We start from the raw sequence: 17043 nt of genomic DNA, 5'->3' as shown, positions 1-17043 counted from the left end.
TCGGCGTATAAGTATCTCCCATGAGTTGGGATGCGAAAGACGTAGCACTGCTCAAAGAGCTCTGGGCGGCTGGCCACAGTGCCGGTCAGATCGCAAGTCGGCTTGGCTACAGCCGCAACGCAGTGAGCGCCAAGTTGAAGCGCCTTGGCCACAAGCGGGGTCACAAGCCGCCAACGGCCAACCCCAAGATCGTGGCAGTGCGGACGCGAAGGCCGGCGTCGGCGGCAGCCTGTGCCCAGCCGGTGGACAGGGTGGTGTCGAAGCCCAAGGTGTCTAAGCCAAAGCCGGTCGCGACGCCGACCAAGGAATTCACCAAGCGCGAGCTTTACGCCATGCTGGCGAATGCGGTCAGGAATACGGGCTGACTCTTGGCGCCGTCTGGTCGAAAGGATCGGTAAGGCTCCGCTCCCGAGAGGAGCGTGAGCGGCGGAAGTTGCGCGAGCTTGAACCGGTTACATGGTCCTGGCTCTCGCGAATTTCGCGGTCTTCGCGATTTTAGCGGCGGCAATTTTAGCGGCCTTGGTCTGCTTCGTCTTGCTGCGATCGTTCCGCGCAGCCTGCCGGCTGCTCTTCTTGACCTTCGCTTCTGCGACCTGGGTTTTCCTGGTCTTCGCTTCCGCGACCTCGGTTTTCGCTCCGCCGCGGCGGGAGACATATTCCTGGCCGTCGGTCGGTGCGACGTGGGGCGGATCCCTGTCGAGATAGGGCCGACCGATTCCATAGTCCTTGCCGTTTGCGTCGATCCACTTCCAGAGCTTCTCGGTAGAGACCCATCGCTGCCCGCGGCTGTTGCCCTTGACGCTCACAATGTCGGCCGCAAGCCCGCGGCCATAGCCGCCACGGGTACTGCCGCCATGGTAGGACCGATCGGTCGCCGCCTTCAGGCCGCTTGCGATTCCCTGACGGTAGTCGTCGCGGAACGCGCTGGTGATGCCGGGCTGCAGTCCGGCCTGCTCAGCGGCGTGAAGGGTGTGAAACAGCTTGATCTTGAACTTCCGGTCCATGCCGCCGATCACATAGTCCATCATCGACATGCCGGCTCTTTCAGCGGCCTTCGGGTCCTTCCAGGTAAAGTCCTCGTCGACACGCCTGGTGAAGGTCCTGGTGACAGTTTTCGTTTTGCCCTTGCGCTTGATCGTCACTTTGCGCCGTTCATGCACCTTGATGGCATCGACCTTTGGCGCCCGCTCATAGAGGGCCCACAGGTACCGATCGATGCAGATCTCCGCGACCAGGCACTCCTCGTTGATTTCGATGGTGGTGATCACCTGCTGGGCATTGTCGGGCACGGCATCAGGTGCGTTTGCCGTCGCGCCCTCGGGCGGAAATACCTGCGACGGATCGGTCAGCGAGGCCACGATAAAAGGTTTCGGTTCATCCGGGCTTGCCGTCGTCTCGGCGGCTTTCGCTGGCGCAGGATCAGGCGCGCTCGCCTGCGCGCGCTCGGCGGACGGTGCTGCGGGCGGCAATGCCTGCGACGAATCCGGCAACGAGGCCACGACAAAAGTTTTCGGCTCGTCCAGGCTTGCCGTCGTGTCGGTGGCTTTCTGCGGCGTGGCTTCGGCGGCCGTTGCCATCGCACCATCGCCGATCGCAGCGTTCGCTACGACGGTCGCCTGCGGTATGACCGTGGGCTCGGTGCTTGCGATGAGAGTTGGTTCGTGGCGTTCCACGATTGACTTCGCGCCGGCGTTCTCGATGGATGCGCCGACGTGCTCGGTGGCCGCACCGAAGCCTGCGAGCCAGGCGAGAACACAACTCGCGAGAGCCACGCCCGCGAGAGCGTTGATTCGGCGCTGCGCCGTCGTCGCCAATCGCCATGGGTCCATGATCCGGCCTCCCAAGGCTCCGCATGAGCCTGATTACATAGCCAAGCACGCGATGGCGCTCATTCTTCGGATTACGAAATGAATGCGCAACGGCGGGAAGCTACGGGGCCGTTCATTTTTTAAAGGTGTTGCTTCAATACCACGAGCGCAGCATGGAACTTGCTGTGCCATTCTGTGACGGATGCGTGCGAGCCGCTAATCCGAGCAAGCCGCACGAATGCGCTTACCCCAGCAACACCGCATCCGCGCCGTTCACGGCTTCCGCACTGTCGGTCACCGTCTTCTCCAGCGATCCCGCCTGCACGGTGATGTTCTCCGCAAAGAACCGCGCCACCGTCACGTAGCGCTGCGGATCACCGGCATCGCCATTGCTCTTCGCGGCGAGCGCTTCGCCGGCCAGCATGCAGCCGCCGAGCGTCGAACCGAACAGCCGCAGATATGGCGTGGCGCCGGCGAGCGCGTCGTTCGGCGCAGACGCCACGCGCTCCAGCAGCCACTTGCTGGCGCGCTCCAGCGAGCCGAGCGCGTCGCGCAGCTTGGCGCCTGTCGTGCCGAAGGCGGGATCGTTCGAGGTCTCGACCTGCTTGACGATGCCACCCAGTTCATCGAGCAGGGCCCAGACGGATGCGCCGCCGTTTGCCGCGAGTTTGCGCGTCACGAGGTCGATCGACTGGATGCCGTTGGTGCCCTCATAGATCGTGGTGATGCGCGCGTCGCGGTAATGCTGCGCGGCGCCGGTCTCCTCGATGAAGCCCATGCCGCCGTGGACTTGCACGCCGAGATAGCTCACTTCATTGCCGATGTCGGTGGAGAAGGCTTTTGCGATCGGCGTGAGCAGCGCGCCGCGCGCGGCGGCGTCTGAGCGCACCTTGGCGTCCTTGGCGCGCACCGACACATCCATCGCCACCGCGGTGGCGTAGCAGATCGAGCGCGCCGCGGCCGTCAGGCTGCGCATCTGGAGCAGCATGCGCTTGACGTCGGGATGCACGATGATCGGGTCGAGCCCGTCGCCCTTTTTTCCGACAGCGCGGCCCTGCTTGCGTTCCTGCGCAAAGGCCAGCGCCTGCTGGTAGGCGCGGTCGGCAATACCGACGCCTTCGAGGCCGACGCCGAGGCGGGCCTGGTTCATCATCGTGAACATGCAAAGCATGCCCTTGTTTTCCTCGCCGATCAGATAGCCAATGGCGCCGCCGTGATCGCCCATCGTCATGGTGCAGGTGGGGGAGGCGTGCATGCCGAGCTTGTGCTCGACGCCGGACGGATAGATGTCGTTGCGCGCGCCCAGCGAGCCGTCGGCATTGACCATGAATTTCGGAATCAGGAACAGCGAAATGCCCTTGGTGCCCGCGGGCGCATCGGGCAGGCGGGCCAGCACGAAATGCACGATGTTGTCGGTCATGTCGTGGTCGCCATAGGTGATGAAGATTTTGCTGCCCTTGATGCGATAGCTGCCGTCGGGCGCCCGCTCGGCGCGGGTGCGCAGCGCGCCGACGTCGGAGCCGGCCTGCGGCTCGGTGAGCTGCATGGTGCCGGTCCATTCGCCGGAGACGAGCTTCTCCAGATAGATCTTTTTCAACTCCTCGCTGCCATGGGCATCGAGCGCCTCGATGGCGGAGAGTGTCAGCAGCGGGCAAAGGCCGAAGGCGATGTTCGACGCGCTCCAGATTTCGGTGCAGGCGGCGTTGATCGCCATCGGCAGGCCCTGGCCGCCAAAAGCTTCCGGGCCCGACACCGCGTTCCACCCGGCGGCGATCCAGCGCTGATAGGCGTCCGGCCAGCCGGGCGCGGTCGTCACCTTGTTGTCTCCAAGCTTGATGCCGTGTTCGTCGCCCACCCTGTTCAGCGGCGCCAGCACGTCGCCGGCGAATTTTCCGGCTTCTTCCAGTACGGCTGCGGTGATGTCGCCGTCGAAGTCGCCGTAATGGCCGGCCTTCACGGCCGCCTGCAGGCCCGCGCCGTGGTTGAGCGCGAGCAGGATGTCGGAGATCGGGGCGCGGTAGGTCATGACGAAAATCTCGCTTTTTGGGCAATATGCTGCCGCCGTCTTCCCACGAAACCAGGGTTCTCTCAACTCTCCGCCGGGCGGTATTCGGCCGCGCCGGGGCCGCGAAACCGGCTGCGGATTCTCGCGTAAACGGTCCCTATATAAAGGCTCACGCTTCCGGGGGCGGATTTCGGGGCAAAATTCGCGATTCCAGCCTGTTGAAATGGCTGAAGTCCCTCTATAGACCGGCGTTGTCCGAACCAGTTCGCGCAGGGCGCATCGTCCGCGCGCGTTCCGGTTCTGCCAGTTGGGGCGTAGCCAAGCGGTAAGGCAGCGGATTTTGATTCCGCCATTCGGAGGTTCGATCCCTCCCGCCCCAGCCATCGGTAACATCAAACCGCATCAGAACGCCTCAACCTTCCTCACATAGCCGCTGCAAGAACACAAGAAACCCCTGTGCCGCAGCGACTTCTCGCATCTTAACGCCACAGCTCGCCGCAGCTCGCTGCAGATCGAAACAGGCCCTTGCGTCAAAATTTGACTCACGGTATAGGTTGCCCAGTCGAACCGGCTCCCAGTCGAACCGGGGTGCGACGAAAACCAGCCAAATCACAGCGCGGATTGAACACCCACCGTGTGAGTCAAAACAAAGGAGACCACCATCGTGAAAGCCCCGAAGATCGGGCCGAAGACTGACTTCGCGTCGCTGCCGGACGGCGGCCCGGACGGCAAAGGCAAGCGCAAGCAGCGCTACTACACCGACGACAACGGCCTGCAGCTCATGGTCGTCGGCGACAGCCGCCTGTGGTACTCGCCGTGGGAAGTGCCGCCGCATCTGCTCAAGCCGGGCCAGAAGCGCGCCATCAAGCGCGTGCCGCTCGGCAGCGCGCACGACATCTCCTACACCAGCGCGCTCACCAGCCACGCCAAGATTCACGAGGACATCGGCCGAGGAAAATATCCGGGCGGATCGCTCAAGGGCGCAGGCCGCCGCAAGAGCGGGCCGACGTTCGAAACCTACGGCACGCCGCTCGTGAAGAACTGGGCCGCCAAGCGCAAGAACGCCAAGGACGCCAAGGGATACATCAACATCATCCCGATGTACTGCGAGGCCATTAACCCGCTGCCCATCGAGACCATCGCCACCACGCAAGTGCTCGATGTGCTGCGACCGATCTGGGACAAGACGCCGACGATGGCCGAAGAAATTCGCGCCCTGATCGCTCGCGTCATCGCGGCGGCCGGGCAGGAAGAGCTGCGGCCCAAGAACGAGCCCGCCAGCCGCGCCGCCATCGTGGCCGTGCTGGGCGAGCCCAAGAAGAGGCCGCCGGGCGCGAGGGGCGGTCCGATGAAGGCGCTCAAGTATCGGGACATGCCGTCGTTCATGATCGAGCTGCGCGCCATCAAGAGCCAGTCGGCCCGCGCGACAGAGGCGCTGATCCTGTCCAATCTGCGCACCAACCCGGTGCGCTATCTGCACATCGATCACCTCGACTTTATCGGCGATGAAGATCCCGACCGGCCCGGTCCGCAATGGAAGGTGCCGAATGAGCTGATGAAGGTCGATGACGACGGCCACGACTTCGTGCTGCCGATGGTGCCGCGTTTGGTCGAGGTGCTGCAGGAGCAGATCGCCTACCTCAAGGAAACTTTCCCCGGCAAGCCGGTGGGTCTGCTGTTTCCCGGCGTTGACCGCGACACCGGACAAGTGACGTTCGACAAGCCGATCAGCGAGAACACCATGCGCGATCTCGTGGTGTGGACGATGGAGCGAATGGCGACGCCGCACGGCTTTCGCGCCACGTTCCAGACGTGGGCGGAAAACCAGTTGCAGGACGATGACGAGACCGCGAAGTTCAACCCGGACGCCATCGGCTACTGCATGGCGCACAATCCCGGTGACGAGGTCAAGCGCCGCTATCGCCGAGACCGGCTCTGGAAGCCGCGCGTCGGCATCCACACCGCATGGGCGCGTTTCATCGGGCGGGCTCCAGCCAAGCTGCGAGCGGTTGCTTGATGCGGCCATCATCACCGCGCGTCACCACTGGCGCGCGGTTGCAGATCCGGCAGCTCGTTGATGTAGCGCTCGACTTCCGTGGCCATCACGAACGTCGAGTGGCCATGCTTCTTGGCCTTCAACTGCCCCCGGCCGATCATGCGATCCAGCGTCGCCAGCGACACCCGCAATTCGCGCGCGGCCTCCTTCCGGGTCAGAAACTTCAACCCGGTTGCTGGCACTGGTGGCTGGCTACGCGGTGACTTCTGCAGCATCTTGCGTTGCCTCCGCTTCTTGGCTGTCACGGATTCACCTCATCCTCGTCAGGCGTGACTCGTCTCCGATTGCTGCGCCTTCGGTTTACGCCTGCTCATTGCCCGCGACATTTGCTCGGCTGCACTCGGCGAGATTCGCCCAGCCTTCACGGCCCGGTCCAGCGCGCCTTTTTGATGGGTGTAGGTGCGTTTCGTTGTGGTGTCGCCGCGTGCTTGGTTGCTCGGCACATTATGAGGACCGGTCGGACGCTTGCGCGGGGGCTTCAGACTAAAAGAGCGCTCCATGATTTCAGGATGCTCCTTGACCATTTTTTTCAGCTTGCCGCTGTCGTTCAGGTCAACAATGTCGCCGTAGGTGTGCCCATAACGAACGGCGTGCGCCGGGCTGCCATCCTTGTTGAGCCGGTCAACAGCAAGCAGTGTGCTCTTGGTGACCGAGATCAGATACACCTCGTGACCGAATTGCTCGACATTATCCATGCCAGCCATCGACAATGCGCAGCCGATGGTGACGCCGCGATGGGCTCGGAGTGCGGCCATGGTGGTGCCGTTGATCGCTACCGTCTTCTTCGCGTCGGTGACGGAGACGGTCCACCACATCGACGTCTCGCGACCTTCAGGACCATAGTAAATGCGGGCTGTTTGATGTCTGCGTCGCTGCTTCTTCTTCGCCATTTTCTCTCTCCTGATGTTTTAGAGTCCTTCCTCCAGATCGGTCGCCAATGATTGCCATGCAGCCACCGCCTCCTGCGCCAAGGTGAGCAACTCCGGTGGTGGTTTGAATCGTCCCCAGTCGCCGAACTCACGGCTCCAGAACGCTCGCATGGCGATGGCATCACCCGCCGCGTTGGCGGCGCTCCACTGCCAGCGTTGCTCTTCCGTGATTGCGTCAGGATGCATGTCCTGAATCAGGTCGCGGTCAGGATCGGGGAGCTGGAACGAGGCGGTCGTCCCCGGCAGCCTGCGGCGGCGACCGTCCCGGCCGATACGCCCAACTGCGTCATCAACTGCGTCATCGCCACCGGCATCCCTGATCCGCTGCCGAGCCCGCCTAACTGTCGGTTCTGCCACATCTATTTCGGCTGCGATGACTCGGTTCGATTTCTCGGGGTGGGCGGCGATGGCAGCGGCGGCGCGCTCCATGGCGCTGGGCGGCTGAACCGGGGTCACCTTGACGGGCTCCTCCGTCTCGACCGGCATGCCCCAGCGGTGCTCGCTGACGTAGGGCCTGCCACAGCCGCAGGCGCACCGGGTGAAGGTGCCGCACTTCGTGCAGCGCATGGTGCCGCCGTGATGCACCATCCTGCCGATCAGCTCGGCGACCCGCTCCGCTGGCAGCGGCACATGCTTGGTGGCGAACGCCAGCCAGCTCTGCTCATCGCTCGCCAATTCCGGCAGATCGAGATTGTCGTAGCGCATCCGCAGCCGCACCAGCGCCGCGCCTGCCGTGACCGGGCGGCCTGCGCGTTCGCTCGCGACGACGCAACCGATCACATCGCCCATGTCGGCGGCGTTGTTCAGCGGCGGCGGTGCCGGTCTCGCGTGCCGGTTCAGCCACGCCTTCATGCGCGGTCCATCCTCGTCGCGTTCCGCCAGCTTCTGCTCTCCCTGAGTCTGCTTGACGATGTCGAGCCCGGCCGTCGCCGCGCTCAACCCGGCATCCAGAATCTCGCGAACGGTTGCGTCTTTAGCCGTCATCGTCGTCGCGCTCCTTCAGTCCGAACAGCTCGGCCACGCGCTTGGCTTCGGCCGGTGTGATGCGCTCCAGTCCGGCGAACTGCACCGTGCGAATTTCCCCGCGCTTCACCGCGCGCCGGACCTTGCCGATGGTCAGGCCGTAACGCCGGGAAAATGCCGGAAGGGTAAAACCAGCATTCGCATGCTGCCGACGCTTTTCCGATTTCGTCAGCATGCGCGGCTGGCCCCATCTCACTCGCCCTTGGTCTTCGACAATTTGGCTCGCACCGCTTTCGACAATTCGGAGTCCGGGTCCTGCAAATCCCGTTGCCATTTCACCACCTCATCACGAAACCAGAGCTTCTTGCGGGACGACAGGAAGTGTCCCTGCGGAAACAGACCGTCGCTCTCCAGCCGAAGCAGCGTCGAGCGATCAATCGGGATCATGTCCAGCACCTGACCGGCGGAGATCATCTCCCGCACGCGATCCTCGTCATTTGTCATGCTCATCTCCGACACCTCCACCGCCGCGACGTAACCCAGACCTTGTGCATGTTGTGCCGCGTGCAGAGGTTATGCTCGCTGGTCGCAACCATCGTCGGCTTCTCCGTCTTCTTCGGCTCGGTCTTCTTCTTGACATCGATCAGGGCTTCAGGCTGCACCATCACGAGTTCGGTCTTCAGCGGAATCACGACCGGCTCCATGAGCCGGTCCGTCTTCCTCAGCAGCGGGAAGTCGTCCGGCACGTCGAACCGCTCGTCGAATGCTGTTCTCGTCACCACGCCCGGCGATGCGGCCGGTGCCGGTGTCGGCTCGCGTGAACTGGCGACCGCGCCCGCGACGAGGCCCGCCAGCGCCACCGCGCCGACGATCATGAAGGGCTTGCCCGGTATCGGCGTCATGGCGTGGGCTCCTGCATCCTCCGCCCGTCGAGATGCGCCTTGATGATCCGGCGCACCATCTCGGGGACCTTGATCTTGTGCATCTTCGCCAGCAGCTCCAACTGCTCGTAATCGTGGTCGTCGAGCGCAGCGACGATCTTCTTGCGCTCCACTTCAGTTGCTCTGCAGCGGCGGCGATTCCGCCGCCAGACTCATTTTCAATTGCATGCGCAGCACGTCGATGATGGCGTCGATCTGGTCGTCGTTCTCGGCGACGTCACAGATATGGTTGGCCAATAGGCTGATCAGCGCCGTCATCCGGTCGTCGGGCTGCAGCGGCCATAGCATCGCGTTGGTGGCTTCACAGACGACGCGAACGCCGATACTGGCGCTCTGCCATGGTGTCAGTTCGATGGTGTGGGCGGGTTGCTTCATAGACTCGCATCCTCTTTTGCCTTGTGGATTCGCGGTAGGCTTCGTCGCCTCACGCTCGGCTGTTCCTCCAGCACCCTTCTTCCCTCTGGCGTCAGCACCCATTTGCTGAACCCGAACTGGCCGACTGGCACCAGCGCCACATGACCGTCCTTCGCCATCAACCTATGCATCCGCGTCGTCGGCGGCTTGCGGGTGAACACTTCATCCGGCCCGAGCGCTTCGTGATCGTGAAACCATTTCAAAGCGCGGTATCGGGCCGGAGTCGTCATCCACCTTCACCATCAATGCGTCTTGGCGTGTCCCGCCATCATCGCGTCGAGTTCGTTGCCGAGGTTCTGCAGCACCTCGTGGCCGCGCTGGGCCTCGCGCATCGCCTGCACGCCAAGCAGATGCAGCCGCGTCATCTCGCCCTTCACCTTGTCGGCCTGCTCCTTGACCATCTCCTCGATCACCTTGCTGTTGTCGCGGAGCGAGACCAGTTCATCGACCCATGCGCTCGTGATCTTGTCCACCGACTCCAGCATCAAGGTGTGCGACTTCTGTTCGAACGAAGCGTCGGGATCGCGGACCTTCTCCAGTACCGTGAGCGGCTGCCGGATCTTGGCGGCCATCTCCTTGATGTCGTTGACGAGCGCCTCTTCAGAGGCGGGCTGGAAGTGAACTGCGTGTCCGTTGGATTGTGTCATGTGCCTTTTGCTTTCCTCGTTGGTGGTTACGCTGGTCATCCTCCACCCGCCACCGGACCTACAACACGACCCCATGGGGCTGGGGGCTTGTATGGGGCCGCGTTGCGGACGCGGCCCGGCGACGGGCTTCGGATTCTGGTCCCTTCCTTTCAGGATCAGAACGATGTGACTGCGGTCAGCAGTCGATCTCGTACAGTCTCGTTGTGAATCAGCGGCAGCACGCGCGTCACCACATGCTCCTTCGCATCATCCCAGAAATGGCGCAGCTCCTCGTCGCGCATCGAATGTCGCGACATCGAGTTGACGGCGACAACGTGCTTGCCGTTGAGATCGCCGACGATGTTGAACAGGCCGCAGTAAACCAGCAGCTGGGCGCGCATCCATTCCGGCGTCTGGCCGGTCTCCTTGGCGAGATCGCGCATCGTCGCGAACACCCGGCGGTGATAGATCGGGTCACGGTCCCACGCGACCTCGACGTCGAGCGTCTCGCCGACGTGACTGGTGATTGCCTTCGCGCCGTCGTCCATCGGCAGCAGGATGCCGCCCTTGCCAACTGAAAACTTGCCGCACGTCATCAGGTGCCTTCCCCCTGATTCAACAGGCTGAGTTTGAAATCCTTCACGGCGGCGAGAATGTTGCCGTGGACCTTGGTGTTCTCTTTCTCGCACTTGGCGATGATCTCGGCGTTGGCGGCGAGCCACTGATCGGCGGAGTCGATGTCGGGCGAGGTGCGGACGGCGGTGACAAAGCGCTTGCCCCAGTCATGCCATTTCTCGTCCTGCGTGAGCTGCAGCTCGGCCGGACTGTCGAGCACCTCGCCGGTCAACTGGTCGATGATGTCGCCCTTGGGCTGCGTCGGCGGCGATGCAATCGGCGTTCGTTGTGCTGGCGCGGTGACGCCGGGAATCTCCTCATCGTCGAACACGATGCCGAGCAGGATGTCCGGCGTGTAGCGGCGGCCCCACATCCGCGCTGCGCTGTACATCAGCATCTGGTCCACGTTCTTTTTCCACTGCTCGTTTTGAGTGCGGGCGTCCTTGACCTTCAGCTCGACCGACAGCGGCCTGTCCTCACCCTCCGGACGGCCGGTCAGCACGATGGTGCGGTCATCGCCTGCGCCGGAATACTCCGGGCGCAGCGGCTCGGCGAGCGAGTTGTTGAGGATCGCAGCCGAGAGCTTGCCGGACATCATCGGCTTGCCCTGAATGATGTACATCTCCTGCATCAGCGTCCACGGGTCCATGCGGTAGCGCGCCGCCAGACCGATGGCGATGTAGCAGTCGCCGATCGATTTCTTGAAATGCTCCGGCACCATCTTGGAATCGGCGAAGGCTCGCGCCAGATCGAGATTGGCGCGCGTGTCAGTGGGGGTTGTCGTGAGCTGGTTCATGCCGCGTTTCTCCTCCGGATCGAAATGACGCCTTTCTTGTTGCGCGACAGCCGGTGCTCTGGCGTCAGCACGATGGCGACGTCGTCAGGCACCAGCGTGCGGGCCTCCTTGCCAGACTTCTCGTGCTCTTCAGCGGCCTCGCGCGTGTCCTCAAAGATCTGCAACGTCGGCAGCATGACGTGGCCCCAATTCGGAAGCGGCTCTTGCGTGAGATCAACCGTCCGCCAGAATTCCGGCGCTGGCACTTTTGGCATATCGACCGGCGGTGTGAACGTGCGCAGGCATTGTCGGAACGCCTCGACACGCGCCCACATCTCGGCCTCGTAGGCAGCGGCGACCGCATCGTCGGGCTTCGGCGTGAGATTGAACTCTTCGGGCTCGCTGGTGCCGCGACCGACATGCAGGATGCAGCGCGCCGCACCGACGCAGCGCATTTGCGCCAGCGCCTGCGGATAGTAGTAGGCGGCAAATTCTTCTCTGTGGCGGAACGGCGCGAGAAACTTGTTCTCGATAATGGCGTCGTCGAAGGATCGATAACCATCCAGCGTGCAGCAGAACTCCGGAATGGTGGGATGATCGACGACCTCGCCGCGCAGGGTGATGGCGTGGCCGGTGGTTCGCTCCAGCCGGTCGAGCATGAAGGGCTCGACGTGCGAGCCCAGCTCCATCGCGTAGGTGGGCGGCTCGCGCTCCAGTTCCCCGATCTCTTCACGGTACAGCTTGAGCAGCGCGGCCTCGTCGCCGTGCATCAGGATCGGCAGCATCGAGGCTGTCATCTTGAACGCACGCTTCGCCTGCTGTTCGACGCTGAGCGCCATGGACGCACTTCTCCCGTTCCCACCGGCACGCGCTGTTCAGCGCGCCAGATCCATCATGTTTGGCGATGGCTTTTCAGGGATTTTTTAAGAGTCCGGTCTTCGTGAACAACCGGCGTGCGTCCGACACAACCGATTGCGGATCGTGAAGATAGGATGATCAATTTCGCTGTCAAGAAAATGTTGCAGTGAACCCTATAGCGTGTTTCCACATCATCTCGTTGCAGTGTCGAAACAATGTCGGCGGCTATGCCGATAGTGCCAGCGAAAATTTTTTCGTGTCACGTTGGATCGTTTCGTATCGTTCGATTCCGTCCTGCATCGTCTCGTGTCGTCTTGCACCGTCTCGTGCTGTTTTGCGCCATATCTTTCTGTTGCTGGCTTTTGGCAAGCGAGCAAGATCACGGGATGCACAACGGTCACCGAATCCTGAAGACGTTCGACGCGGTCGTCGAAGAGCTGGGTGGCTTGGCGGCTGTCGGTCAGCTCTGCGACAATCAGGATGTGGCGGCGGTGTGCAACTGGAAGCGCCGACGTCAACGATTCCCGACCAAGTATTACAAGATCATGATTGCCAAGCTGAACGAGCAGGGCGCAGACGCGCCGGACAAACTATGGGGCTTTGTCGAGATCAAGGCTGATGCGTAAAGGCAAGGACAGGACATGCGGCAACGGGCGGACGACCGGCTCGACACCACTGTGGGACGCCAGCCGCTGGCTGAACTGCCCAACGATCTTATAGCTGTCGGAGAAACAGCGGCGCGCGAATTCACGCGCGGCACCAAGAAGCTGAAGGAGCAGATCGAGCCGATGGCGCACGGTCTGGCCGAGGCCAAGCGACGCTATCCGGCGAACATCGCCTTTGGTGCATGGGTGGACAGCAGTGCCTACGCCGAGGTGAGTCACCAAGATCGCGCCGCACTGATCAAGCTGGGCGAAAACTGGGACGACGAGATCGCGGCTCGGTTCGCTGAATTGGATTCCTACTCGCCCGAATTGATTGTGAGAAAGCTGTTTTACGATAATCGTAAGACGGAAGAAGAGGGCGACGACGAAGACGACGACAGCGGCTCCGAGTTCTACGGCTCCGAGCGCATCACGCGCGCCAATGAAGCGTGGGACACCATCGACCCGCGTCTCGTCAAGTCGCTGATCGCGGCGATTCCTGCTCTGACAGCGCGCATGGTGTGGGAGCCGTCTGCCGGTTGCGGGCTGATGCTCGATCAGTTGAAGGCCGCTGGCGTCGCGGTCTGCGCAGGCACCGACATCGCACCACGGCGTGAAGACATCGCGCAGCTCGATCTGCTCACCGCGACCGAAATGTTTCCCGGCACCGACGCCATCATCACCAATCCGCCTTGGGGACGATTGGCTGCTGCGTTCGTGCGCAAGACGCTTGAGCTTGCCGAACAGCGCAAGGCGCTGGTTGCGATGTTGCTGCCGCTGCCGTGGATCGCCGGGCGGAAGATCGCCGACATGACCGGCAGTCCGAGCTTCGACGTTCTGATCGTGCCGCGTTATCGGGCGCGATGGATGACGCCGGAAGAGGAGGCCGAGCTTGCGGCATCGATGGCGGCCGATGGCAAGACGTGGAGCCCGGCCCCGAAGATGAATCACGTCTGGCTGGTGTGGGACTTCGCGCGCGACCCGGATCTGTTGCCGGGCATCAGGTTCGTTGATGCACCACCGGAAGACGCAGCCATCGACGACGACGAGATCGAGGAGGCCGCCGAATGAACATTCGCATTGAGCGCGCAGAAGCCGATCCTGACCGGCTCGACGAAGAGATTGCAGCGCTGGTCAAAGGCATGCTGAAGCGGGGCGACAAGCAAAGCGACATCGCCGCGTGCTTCCTGATCAACGGCGGTCGCATCTCCGAGATCAACACCGGTCAGCGCTTTGCCGAGACCGCACCCGCGCCCGAAGCTGAGTTGCCGCCCCGCGCCCCGTACCCGTCGCCGTTTGAGTTGTGGCAGGCCAATCGCGAGACATGGCGCGCCCGCGTTGCGCTCGAAAAAGCGCTCCATCTCATTCAGGAAGCGATGGTCGCCGTACACAAGGTCGAGCAACGATGAACGCGATGACCAAAGGCGAGCGCGAGGATCTGATCCGGCTGATCAAGCAGCGCGAGAAGGTGGCCAAGACGGCGGCCGAACAGCGCTCGGCGGCGATGCTGGCGGAATTCGAGCAACAGGTTTCGGCGGTGCATGCGTTCAACACCAACGAGGTCTGGCGCGCGGCGGTCGAGGTGGCGCAGCAGGCGGCCAAGGAGGCGATGGAGAAGGTAGCGGCCGAAGCCGACAAGCTCGGCATCCCCAAGGAATTCCAGCCGCAGCTCGGCTTCTCATGGGCGCGCCGGGGCGAGAACGAATATCAGGGCCGCCGGGCCGAGTTGCGCCGGGTCGCCAAGGCCGAGATCGACGCGCTGGAGAAAGTCGCGCGCGTCCAGATCGAGCAGGCATCCGTGCAGGCGCAGACCGAGGTGATCGCGCACGGCCTGTCGAGCACGGCGGCCATCGAATTCCTGCGCAGCATGCCCGGCATCGACACCATGATGCCCGCGCTCGACATCACCGCCATCCAAGCCAAGCTCGCCGACCGTGCCCGTCAATCGCGCGGCTACGGCGGGCCACATCTGATCGAGTGATCGCCATGATCGGCTTCGACGAACATGGGCGCTTCCTGCACTACTGCCATTGCGGCGCGTGGGGCTCGCGCGGCGTCGGCTTCAGTTTCCTGAAGGGCAGACTCGGGACGTGGTACTGCGCCGCGCATATCGCTGAAGCAAAACCGGAGGAGATCCCAATGGAGCAGGCCCCGCGCCCGATTCCGATTCCCGCTCGCTTCCGAGCATCTTGCGAGTTTTGCGGCAACGAACTCAACACGCAGTCAGACGGCATCCATCAATGGACAGCGGGCTGGGTCATGCAACGCGCTGGCGGCGGCGGCCACGGTATCTCGCTGCCAGAGAGATCCAATCGATGGGCGCACCGGCTTTGCGTCGAGAACGCAATCCGAGGCGGCACACAGCAACAGAGCATGTTCTAAATGACCGGCCATCGAAAGAAACGCGGCGTGACGCATCAGGACATTGAGGATGCCTTGTGGCGGATTTCGCCAGATTGCTCGCAGGATGTGTGGTGGCGCGTCGGCGCAGCTATTTACAGCGCTCTTGGCGATGATGGATTTGATCTGTTCGATACTTGGTCCGCGCAATCGGAGACGAAGTATCCGGGCCGTGATGGTTGTTGGTACAAATGGGGGTTTTGGCGGCGCTACACAGTTGACGGTGGCGATGGTCGTCGGCCGATCACTATCGGTACACTGTTTCACTTCGCAGAGACTGGAGGGCGGTGGTGATGAATTTGGTCACGTTCGACGCCCACGAACTTCGCGCTCGCGGTCTTGAGATGTATCGGACTATGCCGTGCCGTTGTTCAAACCGGAGATACGGCATCGTTGCCGTCATTCAGGCGAACGCCGTTCGAAGCTATAGACTGATGTGTGCCGACTGTGGCCAGCTCTGCGGCGGCGCGATTGCACATACCAAGCTGTCAGAGTCTGACCGCTCCGGTGCGCCGCTCTTCAGAAACTATGTCGATGCGAAAACATTTTGCGTTCGCTGCGGCAGCAACGATGGCGTTGAAAGGCATCATTGGGCACCTGTCAGTGTGTTCGATGATTGGGATGAATGGCCAACCGCTCCGCTGTGTCCGCGCTGTCACGCGCGCTGGCATCAGACGATGAACGGCTATCGTTGGGCTCCTCCAATTGCGGCTCGGAGGGCGTGATGAACATCAGGCAATTTCTTCGGACCATCGAAGGCCTCAGATCGCATCGTTGCTGTGAGATTGACGGCGCTGACAATTGCCTGAAACGCAAGGTGTGCGAGGGGTGCTGGTGGGAGATAACTATTCGCGGCGGGAAGACTTTTGTTGGATTGGCCGTCACCGAGTACGACATCGATTCGGAATTCTTTTGTCTCCACAGGCCGCCCGGCGACGGCGACTATCTGCTGACCGAGATTCTGATTGAAGAGATCGTAGCGATTGCGGAGATCGATAAACCATCCGCGCTGCCTGTCGAGGCTCCTTCTCAAGAACTCACATCGCTTCGGAAGGAAGTCGGCCGCCTCTACGGCATTGTCAAGGACATGGAGCGAACCGCAGCATGACCGGCCAGCTCAACCTCTTCAAAGGCAAGCGTCAGCGCGGCACGCAACTGCCGCCGCCGCTGGAGTTTCAGACGCATTGCGCGCTCGCCGACACAATCCGGCGCTGGATCATGCCGGACTGGTACTGGTTTCATTATCCGTCCGGCGAGCTGCGCGAGCACCAGATCATCAAGGGCAAGCGCGTGTCACTGACCGGCGTGCGGCTGCAGCGCATGGGCGCGAAGTCCGGCGTTGCCGATTTCGGTTTCTTCCACGCCAGCGGCAAGGTCTGCTGGCTGGAGCTGAAGCGCAAGGGCGGCGTCGTGTCGGAGGAGCAGTCCGACTTTCTCTCCTTCATGGGCGCGTCAGGCCACGGCGTCGCGCTGTGCTGGTCCTACGAGCAGGCGGTGCAGGCGCTGGTCGATTGGAGGATTTTGAGGGGGATGAAGGTGCAATGAAAAGGTGCGGACATGGAAACGTGCAACATCACCGATTGGAACGAAGACCGCATGGAGCGGCTGGAGGCGTTGTACCGGGACGGGTTGTCGTTCTCGCTGATCGCCGCCGACATCGGCGTGACGCGCAACGCGGCGATCGGCAAAGCCCGGCGCATGTGCTTGCCGAAGCGGGTCGAGATCGTTGCCTGCAAGGTCTCGCTCAGAGCCGCCAGAGATCCACCGAAGAAGAAGCGCCGTCGCGCGACTGCGACGATCATTCCCAAGCCAGAGCCCATCCCCGATCTCGACTATAGCTGCCCGATCAACGATCTCATCGATTGCTCCTGTCGTTTTCCGCTCTGGGATATGCGCGCTCTGCACCATCAGCGTTTGTACTGCGGTTACCCCAATGCCAGCCTTTCCGAAGGCCGACCCTACTGCGGACGTCACGCCGACATGGTGTGGCCTCGCATACCGAAATGAAA

At 62.5% G+C, this 17043-nt stretch carries 26 protein-coding genes and 1 tRNA gene; 12 read left to right on the top strand and 15 right to left on the bottom strand.

Annotation, left to right across the window (positions count from 1 at the left end; all coding sequences use genetic code 11):
- The first annotated feature begins 20 nt into the window (after positions 1-20).
- The gene (locus KIP88_RS03210; RefSeq protein WP_214486390.1) at positions 21-365 is read left to right on the top strand and encodes a GcrA family cell cycle regulator; all 345 of its coding nucleotides are present in this window, start codon (positions 21-23) and stop codon (positions 363-365) included.
- Positions 366-452: 87 nt separating this feature from the next.
- Here KIP88_RS03210 and KIP88_RS03205 read toward each other — a convergent pair whose 3' ends face one another.
- Positions 453-1829: a D-alanyl-D-alanine carboxypeptidase family protein gene (locus tag KIP88_RS03205; RefSeq protein ID WP_214486389.1), complete on the bottom strand. Its 1377-nt coding sequence runs from the start codon at positions 1827-1829 to the stop codon at positions 453-455.
- A 223-nt stretch (positions 1830-2052) separates the two neighbouring features.
- On the bottom strand, positions 2053-3834 hold the full coding sequence (locus tag KIP88_RS03200) for an acyl-CoA dehydrogenase (protein WP_214486388.1): 1782 nt from the start codon (positions 3832-3834) through the stop codon (positions 2053-2055).
- 287 nt (positions 3835-4121) lie between these two features.
- Between KIP88_RS03200 and KIP88_RS03195 the strand changes: the two genes are divergently transcribed.
- Both KIP88_RS03195 and KIP88_RS03190 read left to right on the top strand, forming a co-directional pair.
- A tRNA-Gln gene (locus KIP88_RS03195) sits at positions 4122-4196 on the top strand.
- 281 nt (positions 4197-4477) lie between these two features.
- A complete protein-coding gene (locus tag KIP88_RS03190; protein ID WP_214486387.1) occupies positions 4478-5830 on the top strand; it encodes a hypothetical protein in 1353 nt (450 codons plus the stop codon).
- Positions 5831-5841: 11 nt separating this feature from the next.
- Here KIP88_RS03190 and KIP88_RS47795 read toward each other — a convergent pair whose 3' ends face one another.
- From KIP88_RS47795 to KIP88_RS03125, 13 genes are all read right to left on the bottom strand, one after another.
- Positions 5842-6114 carry a helix-turn-helix domain-containing protein gene (locus KIP88_RS47795; RefSeq protein WP_214486386.1) on the bottom strand — a complete coding sequence of 91 codons (273 nt, stop codon included), beginning with the start codon at positions 6112-6114 and terminating at the stop codon, positions 5842-5844.
- 18 nt (positions 6115-6132) lie between these two features.
- Positions 6133-6759: a hypothetical protein gene (locus KIP88_RS03180; RefSeq protein ID WP_214486385.1), complete on the bottom strand. Its 627-nt coding sequence runs from the start codon at positions 6757-6759 to the stop codon at positions 6133-6135.
- An 18-nt stretch (positions 6760-6777) separates the two neighbouring features.
- Positions 6778-7782, bottom strand: coding sequence for a hypothetical protein (locus KIP88_RS03175; RefSeq protein ID WP_214486384.1), 1005 nt, complete (start codon positions 7780-7782; stop codon positions 6778-6780).
- The gene (locus KIP88_RS03170; RefSeq protein WP_214486383.1) at positions 7772-7996 is read right to left on the bottom strand and encodes a hypothetical protein; all 225 of its coding nucleotides are present in this window, start codon (positions 7994-7996) and stop codon (positions 7772-7774) included. Before KIP88_RS03170 ends, KIP88_RS03175 begins: the two co-directional genes overlap by 11 nt.
- Positions 7997-8013: 17 nt before the next feature.
- Positions 8014-8271, bottom strand: a complete 258-nt coding sequence (locus KIP88_RS03165) for an AlpA family transcriptional regulator (protein WP_214486382.1) — start codon at positions 8269-8271, stop codon at positions 8014-8016.
- Positions 8268-8663 (bottom strand): hypothetical protein, encoded by a 396-nt coding sequence (locus KIP88_RS03160; protein WP_214486381.1) that lies wholly within the window; start codon positions 8661-8663, stop codon positions 8268-8270. The genes KIP88_RS03165 and KIP88_RS03160 overlap by 4 nt, the downstream gene beginning before the upstream one ends.
- Complete coding sequence (locus tag KIP88_RS03155; protein ID WP_214486380.1) at positions 8660-8815, bottom strand: hypothetical protein; 156 nt, start codon at positions 8813-8815, stop codon at positions 8660-8662. The genes KIP88_RS03160 and KIP88_RS03155 overlap by 4 nt, the downstream gene beginning before the upstream one ends.
- A 1-nt stretch (position 8816) precedes the next feature.
- On the bottom strand, positions 8817-9077 hold the full coding sequence (locus tag KIP88_RS03150) for a hypothetical protein (protein ID WP_214486379.1): 261 nt from the start codon (positions 9075-9077) through the stop codon (positions 8817-8819).
- On the bottom strand, positions 9074-9346 hold the full coding sequence (locus KIP88_RS03145; protein ID WP_214486378.1) for a hypothetical protein: 273 nt from the start codon (positions 9344-9346) through the stop codon (positions 9074-9076). Before KIP88_RS03145 ends, KIP88_RS03150 begins: the two co-directional genes overlap by 4 nt.
- 12 nt (positions 9347-9358) lie before the next feature.
- The gene (locus KIP88_RS03140; protein ID WP_214486377.1) at positions 9359-9763 is read right to left on the bottom strand and encodes a hypothetical protein; all 405 of its coding nucleotides are present in this window, start codon (positions 9761-9763) and stop codon (positions 9359-9361) included.
- Between the two features lie 155 nt (positions 9764-9918).
- Positions 9919-10338, bottom strand: coding sequence for a hypothetical protein (locus tag KIP88_RS03135; protein ID WP_214486376.1), 420 nt, complete (start codon positions 10336-10338; stop codon positions 9919-9921).
- Positions 10338-11153: a hypothetical protein gene (locus tag KIP88_RS03130; protein WP_214486375.1), complete on the bottom strand. Its 816-nt coding sequence runs from the start codon at positions 11151-11153 to the stop codon at positions 10338-10340. Before KIP88_RS03130 ends, KIP88_RS03135 begins: the two co-directional genes overlap by 1 nt.
- Positions 11150-11971, bottom strand: a complete 822-nt coding sequence (locus KIP88_RS03125; protein ID WP_214486374.1) for a hypothetical protein — start codon at positions 11969-11971, stop codon at positions 11150-11152. Before KIP88_RS03125 ends, KIP88_RS03130 begins: the two co-directional genes overlap by 4 nt.
- Positions 11972-12376: 405 nt before the next feature.
- Here KIP88_RS03125 and KIP88_RS03120 point away from each other — a divergent pair, with 405 nt between their 5' ends.
- The 9 genes from KIP88_RS03120 (at position 12377) to KIP88_RS03080 (ending at position 17041) form a co-directional block, all read left to right on the top strand.
- Positions 12377-12616 carry a helix-turn-helix domain-containing protein gene (locus KIP88_RS03120; protein WP_214486373.1) on the top strand — a complete coding sequence of 80 codons (240 nt, stop codon included), beginning with the start codon at positions 12377-12379 and terminating at the stop codon, positions 12614-12616.
- Positions 12617-12631: 15 nt separating this feature from the next.
- Positions 12632-13705, top strand: coding sequence for a hypothetical protein (locus KIP88_RS03115; RefSeq protein ID WP_214486372.1), 1074 nt, complete (start codon positions 12632-12634; stop codon positions 13703-13705).
- Entirely contained in the window at positions 13702-14043 is a 342-nt protein-coding gene (locus tag KIP88_RS03110) for a hypothetical protein (protein WP_214486371.1), read from the top strand. The genes KIP88_RS03115 and KIP88_RS03110 overlap by 4 nt, the downstream gene beginning before the upstream one ends.
- Positions 14040-14615 (top strand): hypothetical protein, encoded by a 576-nt coding sequence (locus KIP88_RS03105; protein ID WP_214486370.1) that lies wholly within the window; start codon positions 14040-14042, stop codon positions 14613-14615. The genes KIP88_RS03110 and KIP88_RS03105 overlap by 4 nt, the downstream gene beginning before the upstream one ends.
- A 5-nt stretch (positions 14616-14620) precedes the next feature.
- Entirely contained in the window at positions 14621-15016 is a 396-nt protein-coding gene (locus tag KIP88_RS03100) for a hypothetical protein (protein WP_214486369.1), read from the top strand.
- Positions 15017-15328 (top strand): PriCT-2 domain-containing protein, encoded by a 312-nt coding sequence (locus KIP88_RS03095; RefSeq protein ID WP_214486368.1) that lies wholly within the window; start codon positions 15017-15019, stop codon positions 15326-15328.
- A 427-nt stretch (positions 15329-15755) separates the two neighbouring features.
- Positions 15756-16142, top strand: a complete 387-nt coding sequence (locus tag KIP88_RS03090) for a hypothetical protein (RefSeq protein ID WP_214486367.1) — start codon at positions 15756-15758, stop codon at positions 16140-16142.
- Positions 16139-16579, top strand: coding sequence for a hypothetical protein (locus KIP88_RS03085; protein WP_214486366.1), 441 nt, complete (start codon positions 16139-16141; stop codon positions 16577-16579). Before KIP88_RS03090 ends, KIP88_RS03085 begins: the two co-directional genes overlap by 4 nt.
- A gap of 12 nt (positions 16580-16591) precedes the next feature.
- Positions 16592-17041, top strand: a complete 450-nt coding sequence (locus KIP88_RS03080; protein WP_283848476.1) for a GcrA family cell cycle regulator — start codon at positions 16592-16594, stop codon at positions 17039-17041.
- Positions 17042-17043: the final 2 nt, after the last annotated feature.

Origin of the sequence: Bradyrhizobium sp. SRL28 (assembly GCF_018596315.1) — a bacterium.
GTDB lineage: Bacteria > Pseudomonadota > Alphaproteobacteria > Rhizobiales > Xanthobacteraceae > Bradyrhizobium.
Note: the sequence above shows the minus strand (reverse complement) of the source record. Positions and strands in the feature narration are given on the sequence as shown.

Coding starts and splice junctions, on each gene's coding strand:
- KIP88_RS03210 (WP_214486390.1), top strand. CDS start 21: ATGAGTTGGGATGCGAAAGACGTAGCACTGCTCAAAGAGCTCTGGGCG.
- KIP88_RS03205 (WP_214486389.1), bottom strand. CDS start 1,829: ATGGACCCATGGCGATTGGCGACGACGGCGCAGCGCCGAATCAACGCT.
- KIP88_RS03200 (WP_214486388.1), bottom strand. CDS start 3,834: ATGACCTACCGCGCCCCGATCTCCGACATCCTGCTCGCGCTCAACCAC.
- KIP88_RS03180 (WP_214486385.1), bottom strand. CDS start 6,759: ATGGCGAAGAAGAAGCAGCGACGCAGACATCAAACAGCCCGCATTTAC.
- KIP88_RS03175 (WP_214486384.1), bottom strand. CDS start 7,782: ATGACGGCTAAAGACGCAACCGTTCGCGAGATTCTGGATGCCGGGTTG.
- KIP88_RS03170 (WP_214486383.1), bottom strand. CDS start 7,996: ATGCTGACGAAATCGGAAAAGCGTCGGCAGCATGCGAATGCTGGTTTT.
- KIP88_RS03165 (WP_214486382.1), bottom strand. CDS start 8,271: ATGAGCATGACAAATGACGAGGATCGCGTGCGGGAGATGATCTCCGCC.
- KIP88_RS03160 (WP_214486381.1), bottom strand. CDS start 8,663: ATGACGCCGATACCGGGCAAGCCCTTCATGATCGTCGGCGCGGTGGCG.
- KIP88_RS03150 (WP_214486379.1), bottom strand. CDS start 9,077: ATGAAGCAACCCGCCCACACCATCGAACTGACACCATGGCAGAGCGCC.
- KIP88_RS03145 (WP_214486378.1), bottom strand. CDS start 9,346: ATGACGACTCCGGCCCGATACCGCGCTTTGAAATGGTTTCACGATCAC.
- KIP88_RS03140 (WP_214486377.1), bottom strand. CDS start 9,763: ATGACACAATCCAACGGACACGCAGTTCACTTCCAGCCCGCCTCTGAA.
- KIP88_RS03135 (WP_214486376.1), bottom strand. CDS start 10,338: ATGACGTGCGGCAAGTTTTCAGTTGGCAAGGGCGGCATCCTGCTGCCG.
- KIP88_RS03130 (WP_214486375.1), bottom strand. CDS start 11,153: ATGAACCAGCTCACGACAACCCCCACTGACACGCGCGCCAATCTCGAT.
- KIP88_RS03125 (WP_214486374.1), bottom strand. CDS start 11,971: ATGGCGCTCAGCGTCGAACAGCAGGCGAAGCGTGCGTTCAAGATGACA.
- KIP88_RS03120 (WP_214486373.1), top strand. CDS start 12,377: ATGCACAACGGTCACCGAATCCTGAAGACGTTCGACGCGGTCGTCGAA.
- KIP88_RS03115 (WP_214486372.1), top strand. CDS start 12,632: ATGCGGCAACGGGCGGACGACCGGCTCGACACCACTGTGGGACGCCAG.
- KIP88_RS03110 (WP_214486371.1), top strand. CDS start 13,702: ATGAACATTCGCATTGAGCGCGCAGAAGCCGATCCTGACCGGCTCGAC.
- KIP88_RS03105 (WP_214486370.1), top strand. CDS start 14,040: ATGAACGCGATGACCAAAGGCGAGCGCGAGGATCTGATCCGGCTGATC.
- KIP88_RS03100 (WP_214486369.1), top strand. CDS start 14,621: ATGATCGGCTTCGACGAACATGGGCGCTTCCTGCACTACTGCCATTGC.
- KIP88_RS03095 (WP_214486368.1), top strand. CDS start 15,017: ATGACCGGCCATCGAAAGAAACGCGGCGTGACGCATCAGGACATTGAG.
- KIP88_RS03085 (WP_214486366.1), top strand. CDS start 16,139: ATGACCGGCCAGCTCAACCTCTTCAAAGGCAAGCGTCAGCGCGGCACG.
- KIP88_RS03080 (WP_283848476.1), top strand. CDS start 16,592: ATGGAAACGTGCAACATCACCGATTGGAACGAAGACCGCATGGAGCGG.